We start from the raw sequence: 12,595 nt of genomic DNA on the forward strand, positions 1-12,595 counted from the left end.
CGGCGGGCCGCCGGAGCGGCACGGAGGCACGGAGGCGCGGAGGCGACGTGGGGGACGGTGACGTCAGGCACGGCTACGTGGGCATGCGGCACCCCCGTTCCACGGGGGCTCGTCACGGACATCGGGGGTGGGTCCCGGCATACGTCACAGGATGGGTCCCGGGCGGCCGACAGGGCCGGACCCGCGCCCCGGCGCGTCGTCAGATCCCGTGAACCTCTTCCCGCCGTTCGAGCTGCCCGGTCAGCTCGGCCGCCATCGCCTTGATGGTCTCCAGGCCCGCCCGCCCCCAGGGCCGCGGCTCGACGTCCACGACGCAGATCGTGCCGAGGGCGATGCCGCTGCGGTCGAGCAGCGGGGCACCGAGGTAGGAGCGCACGCCGAACTCGTCGACGACCGGGTTTCCGGCGAAGCGCGGGTAGTCGCAGACGTCCTCCAGGACGAGTGCCTTGCGGCGCACGACGACATGCGGGCAGAAGCCGTGGTCCCGGGCCATGTAGCGGCCCAGTTCGAGCTCGCCGCCGTCCAGGGTGGCCGGGAGCCTGCCGCCCCGGGCCCCGCCGTCCGGGGTGTGCAGACCCGCGAAGAACTGCTGCTGCTCGTCGATGAAGTTGACCATCGAGTACGGCGCCGCCGCGACCTGCGCGAGGCGGTCCGCGAAGGCGTCGAGGGCGGGCTCGGAGCGTTCCCCGAGGCCCAGCCGGCGCAGTCTCCGCACCCGGGCGGGAGCGTCCTTGTCCTGCGGTGTCAGCAGCAGACGACCGGCCGTCCGCGGCGGGTCGTACGTCATGTACGGGCTCCATGGCTCGGGGCGGGGGCGGGCGCGTGGGCGAGGAGGTGCCGGACCAGTGTGAGCAGGGTCTGCACCCCCGAGCTGGAGATCCGGGCGTCGCAGCACACGACGGGGATCGCGGGGTCGAGGTCGATGGCCGCGCGCACCTCGGCCGGGTCGTAGCGGTACGAGCCGTCGAACTCGTTGACCGCGACGATGAACGCGAGACCGCGCTGTTCGAAGAAGTCGACGGCGGCGAAGCAGTCCTCCAGACGCCGGGTGTCGGCGAGGACGACCGCGCCGAGCGCGCCGTCGGAGAGCTCGTCCCACATGAACCAGAACCGCTCCTGTCCGGGGGTGCCGAACAGATAGAGCACGTGTTCCGGATCCAGGGTTATGCGGCCGAAGTCCATCGCGACGGTCGTCTCGACCTTGTTCTCGATCCCGTCGAGCCGGTCGGTCGAGGCGCTGACCGTGGTCAGCAGCTCCTCCGTGCTGAGCGGCGCGATCTCGCTCACCGCTCCGACGAACGTCGTCTTGCCGACCCCGAACCCTCCCGCCACCAGGATCTTCAGCGCGGTGGGGAACAGGTCAGAGCTGTCGTCGTAGTCCATCGAGCACTGCCTCCAGAAGGGACCGGTCAGTGGGGTTGTGGTGGAACCGAGGGGGCTTGGTGGTGAGCGCCCCGCAGTCGACGAGGTCCGACAGCAGCACTTTGGTGACCGCCGCCGGCAGCTTCAGATGGGCGGCGACCTCGGCGACCGAGACGGGCGCCCGGCAGCGTTCGAGCGCCTGGGCGTGCTCGGGGCCGAGGTGGCCGAGAGGGGTGGCTCCGGTGGCCATGACCTGGGAGAGGAGGTCGAGCGCGGTGCTCGGCCGGGTCCGGCCGTTGCTGACGGTGTAGGGGCGCACGAGGCGCCCCGCCGCGTCGTCGAGCCAGGGCCCGTCACCGGCCGCGGCCGCGCTCAAGACCTCATCGCCGACGGTTCGACGGCGTGCTGCCGGGGCGCGGTGACCAGGTAGGGGCGGACGCTCTTGACCAGCATCGCCATCTCGTAGCCGAGGACGGCCGCGTCGGCCTCCCGGCCCGCGAGCACGGCGAGACAGGTGCCGGAGCCGGCGGTGGAGACGAACAGCAGGGTCGAGTCGAGTTCGACCACGACCTGGCGCACCTCTCCGCCGTCCCCGAAGCGCACGCCCGCGCTGCGTCCGAGGGCGTAGAGGCCGCAGGCGAGCGCCGCCATGTGGTCGGCGCTGTCCGGGTCGAGGCCGTGCACCGACTTCACGAGCCCGTCGCTGGAGAGCAGGACCGCGCTCGTGGTGTGGGGTACGCGCTGGACAAGGCCGCTCATCAGCCAGTCGAGGTCGGACACGTGGCCGGTCGGCGCATCGCTCGCCATGGGGGATCGACTCCTTGAGGTACGAAGGTCCGCGGGAGCGGTGGGGGTGGGAGTGCTGGGTGCGGGGGTGCTGGGTGTGGAGATGGTCATCCGGCCGGTGTGCTCCCGTCGGGCCGGGTGGTGCCGTCGTGTCCGGACGCGGGATCGCGGGCCGTTTGCCGTGCCGGTGCGTGCGTCGGGCGCGCCCCGCCCGGGTGAGCGGCCGGTGTGCCGTCCTCCCGGGGTACGTCCAGGGGGTCGGGGCCGTCGTGGGGGGTGCCCTCGGTCAGGTCGCCCCGGGCCCGGACGGCGCCGTCCCCGCGCGGGGCCTCCGGGCGCGCCCGGTCGGGGAAGGAGGCCGGGGCGACCGGCCGGGCCGCCGGCGACGAAATCCGGGCCGGCTCCGGCCGCTGCCGGTCCGCCGGTTCCGTGCGGGCGGCCTCGGCGAGTCCGATCCCGCGCTGGAAGGCGGCCATGAGCCCCGGGTCGTGCCCGACGTGGTGCGCGGTGTCCGGGCGGGGCGCCTGTCCTTCGCGCAGTTGCGGGACGAGGTGCTCCTGGGCGCGCCGCTTGGGCAGGTTGGGCTTGCCCATGGTGCCGCGGACGACTCCGGTGCGCGGGGTGGGCGGCAGGGCCGCGTTCTCGGCGGCGATCGGCCGGTCCTCGGGGCGGATGCCGGGCAGTGCCTCGGCGGGATTGGGCCGTTCGGTACGGGCTCCGCGCACCGGGAGCGGTCCGGCACCGCGCGCCCCGGCCGGCGCGTCCGCGCCGCGCCCGGGTGCCCGTTCCCGTCGTGCGGGCCCGGGCAGGGGTTCCCGCGACAACTCGCGCGGCGCCTGCCGCGGCACCGCGGGAGCCGCCGGGCGGCCACCGGGGAGCGCCGGGACGGGTGCCGGAGGCGTGTGCGTGGTCCCGGGGCCGAGGGCCGGCCGGGGCCCGCCGTTCGTGGCGATCGGCGTCGCCCGGTCCGGGCTCACATCCTCGGCGGCGTCCGGTGCCGAGCCCAACAGGCCCTGCGGGACCACGAGTACGGCCTGGACACCGCCGTAGATGTTGCTCTGGAGCCGTACGTGGATGCCGTGCCGGCGGGCGAGCTGCGAGACGACGAACAGGCCGATGCGCCCGTCCTGGAGGAGGCCGGCGACATTGACCTGGTCGGGGTCGGCGAGCAGGGCGTTCATCCGGTCCTGCTCGGCGGCCTGCATGCCGAGGCCGCGGTCCTCCACCTCGATGGCCAGGCCCGAGGTGACGAGGTCGACCCGCAGCAGCACCTGGGTGTGCGGGGCGGAGAACACGGTGGCGTTCTCGACGAGTTCGGCGAGGAGGTGGATGACGTCGGCGACGGCGTGGCCGCGCAGGGTGCCCTCGACGGGGGGCACGAGCTTGACCCGCGAGTACTGCTCGACCTCGGCGATCGCGGAGCGCAGCACCTCGGTCATGGAGACGGGGTTGCTCCACTGCCGGCGCGAGACGGCGCCGCCGAGCACGGCCAGGTTCTCCGCGTGGCGCCGGATGCGGGTGGCCAGGTGGTCGACGTGGAAGAGCCCCTTGAGGAGGTCCGGGTCCTCGATCTCGTTCTCCAGCTCGTCCAGGATGGAGATCTCGCGGTGCACGAGGGACTGAAGACGCCGGGCCAGATTGACGAAGACCTCGACCTTCTGGTCGCTGTCGGCGCGGCTGGAGAGCTGGGCGGCCTGCACGACGGCCGCGACGGCGCCGTCGTGGGCGCGGGAGAGGTCGGCGGCCAGCAGTTCGAAGTCGTCGGCGTCCGCTGGCGGGCGGCGGCGCTTCCTGCGCGCGGGCGGGTCCTCGCCCCGGCGCAGCCCGTCCACGACGGCGCGCAGGTCGGTCTCGGTGCGGGCGCTGGTGCGGCGCAGGGCTCCTATGCGTTCCCGTACGGACGTGGCGGCGCGGTCGGCGGCCACGGCGGCGATCAGGATGCCGGCCAGGGCCACGCCGACCGCTCCGGCGAGGACGGTCCACAGGACGGGGCCGGGCCGGGCGCCGGTGGAGCGGACGGTGAACAGGACGGCGGCGCACGCGCTGAGGGCCACGGCGGTCGGCGGCAGGACCGCGAGGCGCAGGAGCTGGTGGCGCAGGTGGGTCTCGGGCTGCGCCGAGGTGGCGCGGGCGGCCGGTCTGCCGTGCCGCCCGCCCTCGCGGCGGTCTGCGCGTGCGGCCGGTGCGCGGAGGTGAGACATCGGCGTCCTCGTACTGGATGCGTCGGGGGCGTGGAGCTCCCGTGGTTCCGCGACTCGGGTGTGCGCCGTCGCGGTGCCGGTCGAGAGAGCCGAAAAAATCGGCCCTGCGTCGCCCGTCGGCAACTGACAGTAGTCGCCAACGCATCATGTGCGGTGGGCTGTTGACAAACTCCCCCGGGTGGCTTCCCGCTCTGGTATGAGGCGTCGTACGGCTGACCGATAACCCGGTCGGACACGCGTTCGCACCGGACTCCGCATCCGATCAGAGCTGGTCACAAGCGGTCGCAGGTAAACAGCGAGGGCCGGGGAGCATGGCGCTCCCCGGCCCTCGCGTCCGATCGGTGCATCAGCCCGCGGGCACCGTTTCGGGCTCTCCGGTGTCCTCCGCCGAGTCGCCGGCGACGTCACCCGGCGTATCGATCACGGTCTCCTCGACGGCCGGCCAGCCGCCCTTCGGCGCACGGGCGACACCACGCCACCACGGCTCGGAGGGGACGGTCTCTGCGGTGGGTTCGAAGGGCTCTCCGGGGCGGGGCAGCGCGACGCGCGATCCGGTCGCGCGGGCAGCGGCCAGCGTGCCCTCGCCCGGGTCGGCCCAGGCGTGCGTGGCGAGGTTGAAGGTCCCCCAGTGGATCGGCAGCATCACGCCGGAGGGCGTCCCGCCCTGGAGGTCCAGGTGGGAGCGCATCCCCTCCTGGGGGGTCATGTGGATGTCGGGCCAGAAGTCGCTGTAGGCGCCGATCTGGATCATCGTGGCGTCGAAGGGGCCGTGGGCGGCGCCGATCTCCTTGAAGCCCTGGAAATAGCCGGTGTCGCCGCTGTGGTAGATCCGGTGCTCGTCGCCCTCGGCGACCCACGAGGCCCACAGCGTGTGCTGGGTGTTGCGCAGGCCGCGCCCGCAGAAATGGCGCGCCGGTGTCGCCGTCAGGGTGATCCCGCCGACCTTGGTCGACTCGTGCCAGTCCAGTTCACGGATCCGCTCGGCCGCGATGCCCCAGTGCTCCAGGTGGGCTCCGACGCCGAGCGGTACGGCGAACACCGTGTCCGTGCCGCCCAGTGCCTTGATCGTGGGCATGTCGAGGTGGTCGTAGTGGTCGTGCGAGATGACCACGACGTCGACCGGGCCGAGCGCGGCGAGCGGCAGCGGAACCGGGTGCAGCCGCTTGGGGCCGGCGAAGGCGAACGGGGAACAGCGCTCGCCCCAGACCGGGTCGAACAGCACACGGTGGCCGTCGATCTCCGCGAGGACGCTGGAGTGCCCCATCCAGGTGAGCCGCAGCCCGGTCGCGGCGGGCCTGGCCAGGTCGGCGAGGGTCGTCGCGTGCACGGGGACGGTTCCGGCCGGGGAGCGGTGGGCCCGCTCCTCACTGCGGAAGTAGACCTTCGCGAACTCCACCATCGAGCCGTCGGGGCGGGTACGGGCGGTCTCGGGGTTCTGGAAGACTCCGTCCGCGAAGTTCGGCGAATTGCGGATGCGCCGCATGCGCGCACCAGCCGGATCCGCGCCGAAGGCGGCGGGCCGCAGCGCGCGGAGCCCGGAGCTCAGGGTACGGAAACCGGTCACGGATACCTCCAGATGGAGTCGGTCAGGCTTTCATTATGGTCGTCGCCTCGGACAGCGCCGGGTCACCCGGTCACAACGCGAGGTCCGTGGCCCTGGTTCCACAGGTGCCAACCCCGCCGCACCCCCGCTTCTTCCGCTCCGGGGAGCCGATCTGGACGCCTCGCCCCCGCGGCCACGCCGGTCCCGCGCGTTGACACGACCCGGCACGCCTTCCGATACTGACTCGTGATTCAGTAGAGAGCATGCGTCCCGGCGGCCCGAGAACCGCGCGGGCCCGTCCACGTCTGGAGACACACCGTGTCCGACCTCCCCGCCGAAACGGCCGCGGCCGTGCACGCCGTGTACGCCGTGTACGCCCTCGGGCGTGACGTCACCGCCGTGCGGAGCGTGTGATGGGCGAGATGCTCACCGGAGGCGAGGCCGTCGTCCGCGCCCTGTCCGGACACGGCGTGACCCGCGCCTTCGGCATTCCCGGTACGCACAACCTGGAGATCTACCGCCACCTGTCCGCGTACGGCGTCCGGCACGTCCTGACGCGCCACGAGCAGGGCGCCGGATACGCCGCCGACGGCTACGCGCGCGTGACCGGGCGCCCCGGTGTGGTGCTCACCACGACAGGACCCGCCCTGCTGAACGCCGCGGCCGCCGTCGGCCAGGCCTACTCCGACAGTGTGCCGCTGCTCGTCGTCTCCCCCGGGATGCCCCTGCGCCACCCGCGGCTCGCGACCGGTCTGCTGCACGAGACGCGCAGCCAGACGGAGGCCCTGCGGGGCGTGGCCGCGTTCAGCCACCGGGTGTCCTCGGTCGCCGAGATCGACACGGCGGTCGCGCGCGCCTTCACCCTGTTCCGCACCGGCCGGCCCCGTCCCGCGCACATCGAGATCCCCCTCGATCTGCTGGAGGCCGCCGAGGAGACGGGTCCCGCACGCGTCGCCCCCGCCGCCGTCCCCCTCGCCCCGGCACCCCTCGCCGTGGCGCGGGCCGCCGACGCGCTGCGCGAGGCCCGCCGTCCGGCGCTCGTGGCCGGCGGCGGAGCACGCGAGGCGGCCGCCCCGGTCCTGGCCCTCGCCGAGAGGCTCGGCGCTCCCGTCCTGACCACGGCCAACGGCAAGGGCATCGTCCCCGAGACCCACCCGCTGGCCCTCGGCGTGTCGCTGCACAGCCCCGCGGTCCGGGACTGGCTCACCGGACGCGACGCCGTACTCGCCGTGGGCACCGAGCTCGCCGAGTCCGACTTCTGGTCGGCGCCGCCCGCCCTGAACGGCACGCTGATCCGCGTGGACGTCGACCCGGACCAGATGTACGCGGGACCGGCCGCTGACGTCGCGGTCGTGGGCGACGCGCTGCTGTCCCTGACCGCGCTGCTCACAGCCGTCGGGGAACCGGGCGCCACGACCGGGCACGCGCGCGTGCCCGGCGCCGCCGAGGGACCCGGTGGCGAACCCCCGAACGCGCGCGTGCCCGACGAGGACCCCCTCCGGCGGGCCGCGGAACTGCGGGCCGCGCGAAACGCCGAGACGGCCGGGCGCGACGCCCGCTGGATCCCGTACCTGCGGGCGATGCGCTCCGTCCTCCCCGAGGACGCCGTGATCACCTCGGACAGCGCCCAGTGCTGCTACTACGGAGCCCTCCCCCACCTCCCGCTCGGCCCGGCGGGCCGCTATCTTCACCCGACCGGCTACGGCACGCTCGGCTACGCTCTGCCCGCGGCGATCGGAGCCAAGGCGGCGTGCCCCGGCCGGGAGGTCGTGGCGCTCAGCGGGGACGGCGGCCTCCAGTTCACCGTGCAGGAACTGGCGACCGCGGTACAGATCCGCCTCCCGCTGCCCGTCGTGGTCTTCGACAACGGCGGCTACGGGGAGATCCGCGACGAGATGGCCGCCCGGGGCGACACGCCCACGGGCGTCGACCTCGCTCCGGTCGACCTGCCCGCCCTGGCCCGCGCCTACGGAGGACAGGGCACGTACGCGCACAGCCCGGAGGAGCTGGGCGCGGCGCTCGCCGAGGCGCTGCGCACCCCCGGCCCCACCCTGATCGTCGTCCCCGAGGAGAACCGATGACCGCCGCCCCCCTGATGACGCTCACCTGGACGGACCATGTCACCGGCCGTCCCGGGTTCCTCGTCGTGGACCGGCTCGTGCGGGGTGTCTCCAGCGGCGGTCTGCGGATGCGGCCCGGCTGCACGCTGGAGGAGGTCGCCGGGCTCGCCCGCGGCATGACCATGAAGGAGGCCCTGCACTACAACCCCGAGGGGCGCTACATCCCCCTGGGCGGCGCCAAGGGCGGGATCGACTGCGATCCCCAGGACCCGGTGGCGTACGGACTGCTGGTGCGTTACCTGCGCGCCATGCGCCCCTACATCGAGAGCTTCTGGACCACCGGCGAGGATCTCGGGCTCAGCCAGGACCTGGTCGACCGGGCCGCCGAGGAGGCCGGCCTCGTCTCCTCCATCCAGGCCGTGTACCCGCTGCTCGACGACGAGACGGCGGCCCGGAAGCGGCTCGCGGACGCCTTCGCGGTCGAGGTGGACGGCATCGGCCTCGACGAACTGGTCGGCGGCTGCGGGGTCGCCGAGTCGGCGCTCGCCGCGCTGGACCGGGCCGGCACGCCGTACGCGGGAACACGTGTCGCCGTACAGGGACTGGGCACCATGGGCGGGGCCACCGCGCGCTTCCTCGCGCGCGCGGGCCTCAGGATCGTGGCCGTCGCCGACGTCAAGGGAACCATCGCGAACCCGGACGGCCTCGACGTCGACGCACTGCTCGCGGCACGCGACGCGTACGGGACGGTCGACCGCGCGGTGCTGCGCCCGGCCGACCGCGAACTCCCCGGTGACGCCTGGCTGTCCGCCGACGCCGAGGTGCTGGTGCCCGCCGCGGTCTCGTACGCGATCGACACGGCGAACCAGCATGAGATCAAGGCCCGTTGGATCATCGAGGCGGCCAACATGCCCGTCCTCGCGGACGCGGAGGAACTGCTCGCCGCGCGCGGGGTCACCGTCCTGCCGGACGTCGTGGTCAACTCCGGTACGAACGCCTGGTGGTGGTGGACCCTGTTCGGCGACATCGGCGCCGACGCGGACGAGGCGTTCACCCACACGCGGCGCTCCATGCGGGCCCTGATCGACCGGACGCTCGCGCGCGCGGAGGCCGACGGCACGACCCCGCGGGCCGCCGCCCACGCCATCGTCACCGACCGGCTCCCGGTCATCGCGGAGCGGTTCGGCTGGTACCGCTGAGGGACGTACCCGGTCCTACCCGCTCCGGCCGGGCCTCCGCCGAAAGGGCTGTGTAGGGTTGCCGCGTGGCGAGAGTCCGGTTGAGCGTGGCGGAGCGGCGCGAGGAGTTGCTGCGGGCCGCCGTCGAACAGATCGAGGCGCGGGGCGTCGCGGCGGTGCGGATCGCCGACGTGGCCTCGGCCCTCGGCGTGAGCAACGCGCTGGTGCTGTACCACTTCTCGACGAAGGAGAAGCTGGTCGCCGCCGCGTTCACCCACGCCGCCGAGGACGACCTCGCCCATCTGCGCAAACTGCTCGGCCGCCGCACGACGGCGCTGCGCCGCCTGCGCGCCGCCGTGCGCTGGTACGCCCCGACGGGTCAGGCCAAGGGCTGGCGTCTGTGGATCGAGGGCTGGGCGGTCGCCCTGCGCGAGCCGGCGCTGTGCGAGGTGACCCGCGATCTCGACCGGCAGTGGAAGGCCGCCATGGCCGAGGTGATCGCGGAGGGTGTGGCCGCCGGCGAGTTCCGCTGCCCGGACCCCACGAGCGCGGTCCTCAGGCTCACGGCGCTGCTGGACGGACTGGCGGTCCAGATGACGGCGTACTCCGGCGCGGTGTCGCGAGCCCGCACCCAGGAATGGGTCGATGAGGCGCTCGCCCGCGAACTGGGCCTGGAACGCGAGGCATTGATGGCGGCGGTGCGCTGAGGACGCGAGAGCGCGGGGCCACCGTGATGCCGGCCCCGCACTCGTCCTCGCCCGCTCCGGCCCCGCACTCGCGCGCGCCCGCTCCGGCCCCGCACTCGTGCCCGCCCGCTCCAGCCCCGTGAACCGGCGCGGCGGCGCCCGTCCCGGATCCCTCAGGCCACCGACTCGATGCGCAGCTTGATGTCGTCCGGGGACAGGGCTCCCTTGGCCGAGACGTGATCGCCCGAGGACTCCCCGCGCAGCCGCCGCCCGATCCAGGGGACCAGATACTCGCGCGCCCACTGGATGTTGTCCCGGCGCACCTCCAGCGTGCCGCGCGGCGGGAGGGGGGGCCAGGGCTGGTCCGGGTCGGCCGGCACCTCCAGGCCGAGCACCTGCCCGGCGCGGAGCGCCACCCGGGTGTGCCCCTCGGGCGAGAGGTGCAGCCGGTCGCCGTCCCAGGCCCGTCGGTCCTGGATCGTCTTCAGGGACCAGAGGTCGAGGACGGGACAGCCGTAGCGGTCCGCGATGGCCCGCACATGGCCGTTGTACGTGGCGATCTTGCCGCGCAGGTGCTTGAGCACGGGAACGCCACGGGTGTCGAAGCCGGTCGTCACCATGACGGTGCCGACGGCGGAGGTGAGGTCGGCGATCGCGCGCTCGAAGCGCTCCGCGACCTCGTCGGGGTCGGTGCCGGGGCGGATGATGTCGTTGCCGCCGGCGCAGAACGAGACCAGGTCCGGGCTCAGTTCCTTGGCCCTCTGGAGCTGGGAATCGACGATCTGGTCGAGCAGCTTGCCGCGCACCGCGAGGTTGGTGTAGTCGAAATCGCCTTCGGGCCTGCGGTCCGCGAGGAGTACCGCGAACCGGTCGGCCCAGCCGACGAAGGCTCCGTCGGGCCCGGGGTCGCCGACGCCTTCGGTGAAGCTGTCCCCCACCGCCACGTACGACCCGATCACTGATCTGTTGTCACTCTTCGAATCGTCTGCCACATCGAGCATGATTCACCTTTCGATGTGAGCTACGCGACCGTAGGGAGGGGTTGACGGGCGGTGAGATAGGCCACTCGTCAAGCGTTGGTCAACTCCGGAATAGGGTCCGCGCCAAGGATGTTGAAGCAGCGATCGACCCGAGGCCCGAGCCGGGGAACACCGAAGGCCGGACCCAGGGGATCATGGGGTCCGGCCTTCGGAGATCTTCCTGCCGTCAGGAGCAGGAGGAGTGGGGGGTGTCAGCCGACGGCGACACCGTGCGAGCGCAGGTACGCGACCGGGTCGACGTCGGAGCCGTAGTCCGGCGTGGTGCGGATCTCGAAGTGCAGGTGCGGGCCGGTCACGTTGCCGGTCGCGCCGGAGAGGCCGATCTGCTGCCCCTCGGTCACGGTCTGCCCCGCCGAGACGGACAGGGACGACATGTGGGCGTACTGGGAGTACTTGCCGTCGGCGTGCTGGATGACGACCTGGTTGCCGTAGGCGCCGCCCCAGCCCGCGGAGACGACGGTGCCCGCGGCGATGGACTTGAGCGTGGTGCCGGTCGGGACCACGAAGTCCACGCCCGTGTGGTAACCGCTGGACCACATGCTGCCCGCCACCTTGTATCCGGTGCCGACGGTGCTGCTGTCGACCGGCAGGGTGTAGCCGGAGGAGCCGGCGGTGGAGGGGGTGGCGGACGGGGCCGTGTCGGCGGCCGGGGTCGCCTGGGCGGGCTTCGCCGAGGTGGCCGCCTTGGCGGACGACTGAGTGGCCGAGTGGGCGGCGGGGGCGGCCTTCTTGCCGAGCGACAGCTTCAGACCGGGGTGGATCAGCGACGGGTCGCTGCCGATGGCGGAGCGGTTGTCGGCGTAGATCTTCTTCCAGCCGCCGCCGACGTTCTGCTCGTCGGCGATCTTCGAGAGGTAGTCACCGCGCTTCACCGCGTACGTCTTGGCCTTGGCGGACGTGGCGGTCTTGGCGGACTTCTCGGCGGGGGCGGCGGTCGCGGCCTTCTCGACATGCTGCGCGACGGCGGCGGCCGGGGTCGCGGCGTGGGCGCCCGTGGCCCCCATCAGGGGCAGCGCGAGTGCGGCGCCACCGGTTCCGGCCACGGCGATCGAGCGGGTGAAACGCAGGGACTTGGGACGGCGGTGCTTACCCTTCGCGGGCATGACGAATTCCTCTCCGGCGCCTGCGGGGTGAGCTGTCGGGTGCGGGCTGGAGATGCCCGGCCGCGCTCTGCGCGGCTGTACCCCTAGCCTGTTCCGGAGACCGGACCAGGCACGGAACCTGTGGGTCCCCCGCTCCTGCCGTGTACGGGTGAGTGTGCGGATGCCGGGCGGCGGCAGGATTGGGCGTCCGTCCGGATTGAGGCAGAACGTAAGCGAGATGAGAGCGCGTCGACAACTATGGGCGGTTTCTGTGCGCTCGCCTTTCTTGATCCATGCTGAAATCGCCGTAACCCTCCGTGGAGTGACGATCTTCCGGTCCCCTCAACCCGCCAGGAAATCCGGGCGGGTTGAGAAAACGGGACGGCAACGCATCGTCACGAATATGACGCTCCTCACGCGACTCGCCCCAGGGTGCCTTATTCCAGGGCCAGTTGTAATGAAGGTGCCTATTCGGACAGAACAGTCAGATGCGACGTGAGCGGATATCCGGCACATCGGGATCTCCATGTCGGACGAATCGCAAAACGGCGCACCCCGATGCCGGAATTAGCAACAATTGCCCCGCGATGCCCATGGGACCGGAAAGGCACGTCCGGCCCGGCGGGTGACCCCGCACATGAATCGCACATGAATCGC

The 12,595-nt window shown here is 72.9% G+C and carries 11 protein-coding genes and 1 riboswitch; of the genes, 3 read left to right on the plus strand and 8 right to left on the minus strand.

Annotation, left to right across the window (positions count from 1 at the left end):
• Positions 1-199 precede the first annotated feature (199 nt).
• The 6 genes from ACFYYF_RS04335 to ACFYYF_RS04360 form a co-directional block, all read right to left on the minus strand.
• Positions 200-787, minus strand: a complete 588-nt coding sequence (locus ACFYYF_RS04335) for a GAF domain-containing protein (RefSeq protein ID WP_388771257.1) — start codon at positions 785-787, stop codon at positions 200-202.
• Positions 784-1,383, minus strand: coding sequence for an ATP/GTP-binding protein (locus tag ACFYYF_RS04340; protein WP_388771260.1), 600 nt, complete (start codon positions 1,381-1,383; stop codon positions 784-786). The genes ACFYYF_RS04335 and ACFYYF_RS04340 overlap by 4 nt, the downstream gene beginning before the upstream one ends.
• Complete coding sequence (locus ACFYYF_RS04345) at positions 1,361-1,738, minus strand: DUF742 domain-containing protein (protein WP_361676122.1); 378 nt, start codon at positions 1,736-1,738, stop codon at positions 1,361-1,363. Before ACFYYF_RS04345 ends, ACFYYF_RS04340 begins: the two co-directional genes overlap by 23 nt.
• Positions 1,735-2,169, minus strand: coding sequence for a roadblock/LC7 domain-containing protein (locus tag ACFYYF_RS04350; protein ID WP_328445767.1), 435 nt, complete (start codon positions 2,167-2,169; stop codon positions 1,735-1,737). Before ACFYYF_RS04350 ends, ACFYYF_RS04345 begins: the two co-directional genes overlap by 4 nt.
• A gap of 86 nt (positions 2,170-2,255) precedes the next feature.
• Positions 2,256-4,349 carry an ATP-binding protein gene (locus tag ACFYYF_RS04355; protein WP_388771263.1) on the minus strand — a complete coding sequence of 698 codons (2,094 nt, stop codon included), beginning with the start codon at positions 4,347-4,349 and terminating at the stop codon, positions 2,256-2,258.
• A gap of 346 nt (positions 4,350-4,695) precedes the next feature.
• On the minus strand, positions 4,696-5,913 hold the full coding sequence (locus tag ACFYYF_RS04360; protein ID WP_388771265.1) for an MBL fold metallo-hydrolase: 1,218 nt from the start codon (positions 5,911-5,913) through the stop codon (positions 4,696-4,698).
• A 392-nt stretch (positions 5,914-6,305) separates the two neighbouring features.
• On the opposite strand from ACFYYF_RS04360, the gene ACFYYF_RS04365 reads away from it, so the two are divergent.
• The 3 genes from ACFYYF_RS04365 to ACFYYF_RS04375 all read left to right on the plus strand — a co-directional run bounded on the left by ACFYYF_RS04365 (position 6,306) and on the right by ACFYYF_RS04375 (position 9,837).
• Entirely contained in the window at positions 6,306-7,973 is a 1,668-nt protein-coding gene (locus tag ACFYYF_RS04365) for a 5-guanidino-2-oxopentanoate decarboxylase (protein ID WP_388771268.1), read from the plus strand.
• Entirely contained in the window at positions 7,970-9,151 is a 1,182-nt protein-coding gene (locus ACFYYF_RS04370; RefSeq protein ID WP_361676135.1) for a Glu/Leu/Phe/Val dehydrogenase dimerization domain-containing protein, read from the plus strand. Before ACFYYF_RS04365 ends, ACFYYF_RS04370 begins: the two co-directional genes overlap by 4 nt.
• Positions 9,152-9,216: 65 nt before the next feature.
• Positions 9,217-9,837 carry a TetR/AcrR family transcriptional regulator gene (locus ACFYYF_RS04375; RefSeq protein WP_388771272.1) on the plus strand — a complete coding sequence of 207 codons (621 nt, stop codon included), beginning with the start codon at positions 9,217-9,219 and terminating at the stop codon, positions 9,835-9,837.
• A 152-nt stretch (positions 9,838-9,989) separates the two neighbouring features.
• On the opposite strand, the gene ACFYYF_RS04380 is transcribed toward ACFYYF_RS04375, so the two are convergent.
• Together ACFYYF_RS04380 and ACFYYF_RS04385 are read right to left on the minus strand one after the other, a co-directional pair.
• Complete coding sequence (locus ACFYYF_RS04380; protein ID WP_388771570.1) at positions 9,990-10,775, minus strand: SGNH/GDSL hydrolase family protein; 786 nt, start codon at positions 10,773-10,775, stop codon at positions 9,990-9,992.
• Between the two features lie 272 nt (positions 10,776-11,047).
• Complete coding sequence (locus ACFYYF_RS04385) at positions 11,048-11,959, minus strand: peptidoglycan DD-metalloendopeptidase family protein (protein WP_388771274.1); 912 nt, start codon at positions 11,957-11,959, stop codon at positions 11,048-11,050.
• A 4-nt stretch (positions 11,960-11,963) separates the two neighbouring features.
• Positions 11,964-12,120, minus strand: a riboswitch (cyclic di-AMP (ydaO/yuaA leader).
• Positions 12,121-12,595 lie beyond the last annotated feature (475 nt).

Source organism: Streptomyces sp. NPDC001914, assembly GCF_042891215.1.
Classification (GTDB): domain Bacteria; phylum Actinomycetota; class Actinomycetes; order Streptomycetales; family Streptomycetaceae; genus Streptomyces.

Bases quoted from the DNA above. Each gene is read 5' to 3' on its own strand.
- ACFYYF_RS04365 (WP_388771268.1), top strand. From the start codon at position 6,306: ATGGGCGAGATGCTCACCGGAGGCGAGGCCGTCGTCCGCGCCCTGTCC.
- ACFYYF_RS04350 (WP_328445767.1), bottom strand. From the start codon at position 2,169: ATGGCGAGCGATGCGCCGACCGGCCACGTGTCCGACCTCGACTGGCTG.
- ACFYYF_RS04370 (WP_361676135.1), top strand. From the start codon at position 7,970: ATGACCGCCGCCCCCCTGATGACGCTCACCTGGACGGACCATGTCACC.
- ACFYYF_RS04335 (WP_388771257.1), bottom strand. From the start codon at position 787: ATGACGTACGACCCGCCGCGGACGGCCGGTCGTCTGCTGCTGACACCG.
- ACFYYF_RS04340 (WP_388771260.1), bottom strand. From the start codon at position 1,383: ATGGACTACGACGACAGCTCTGACCTGTTCCCCACCGCGCTGAAGATC.
- ACFYYF_RS04385 (WP_388771274.1), bottom strand. From the start codon at position 11,959: ATGCCCGCGAAGGGTAAGCACCGCCGTCCCAAGTCCCTGCGTTTCACC.
- ACFYYF_RS04355 (WP_388771263.1), bottom strand. From the start codon at position 4,349: ATGTCTCACCTCCGCGCACCGGCCGCACGCGCAGACCGCCGCGAGGGC.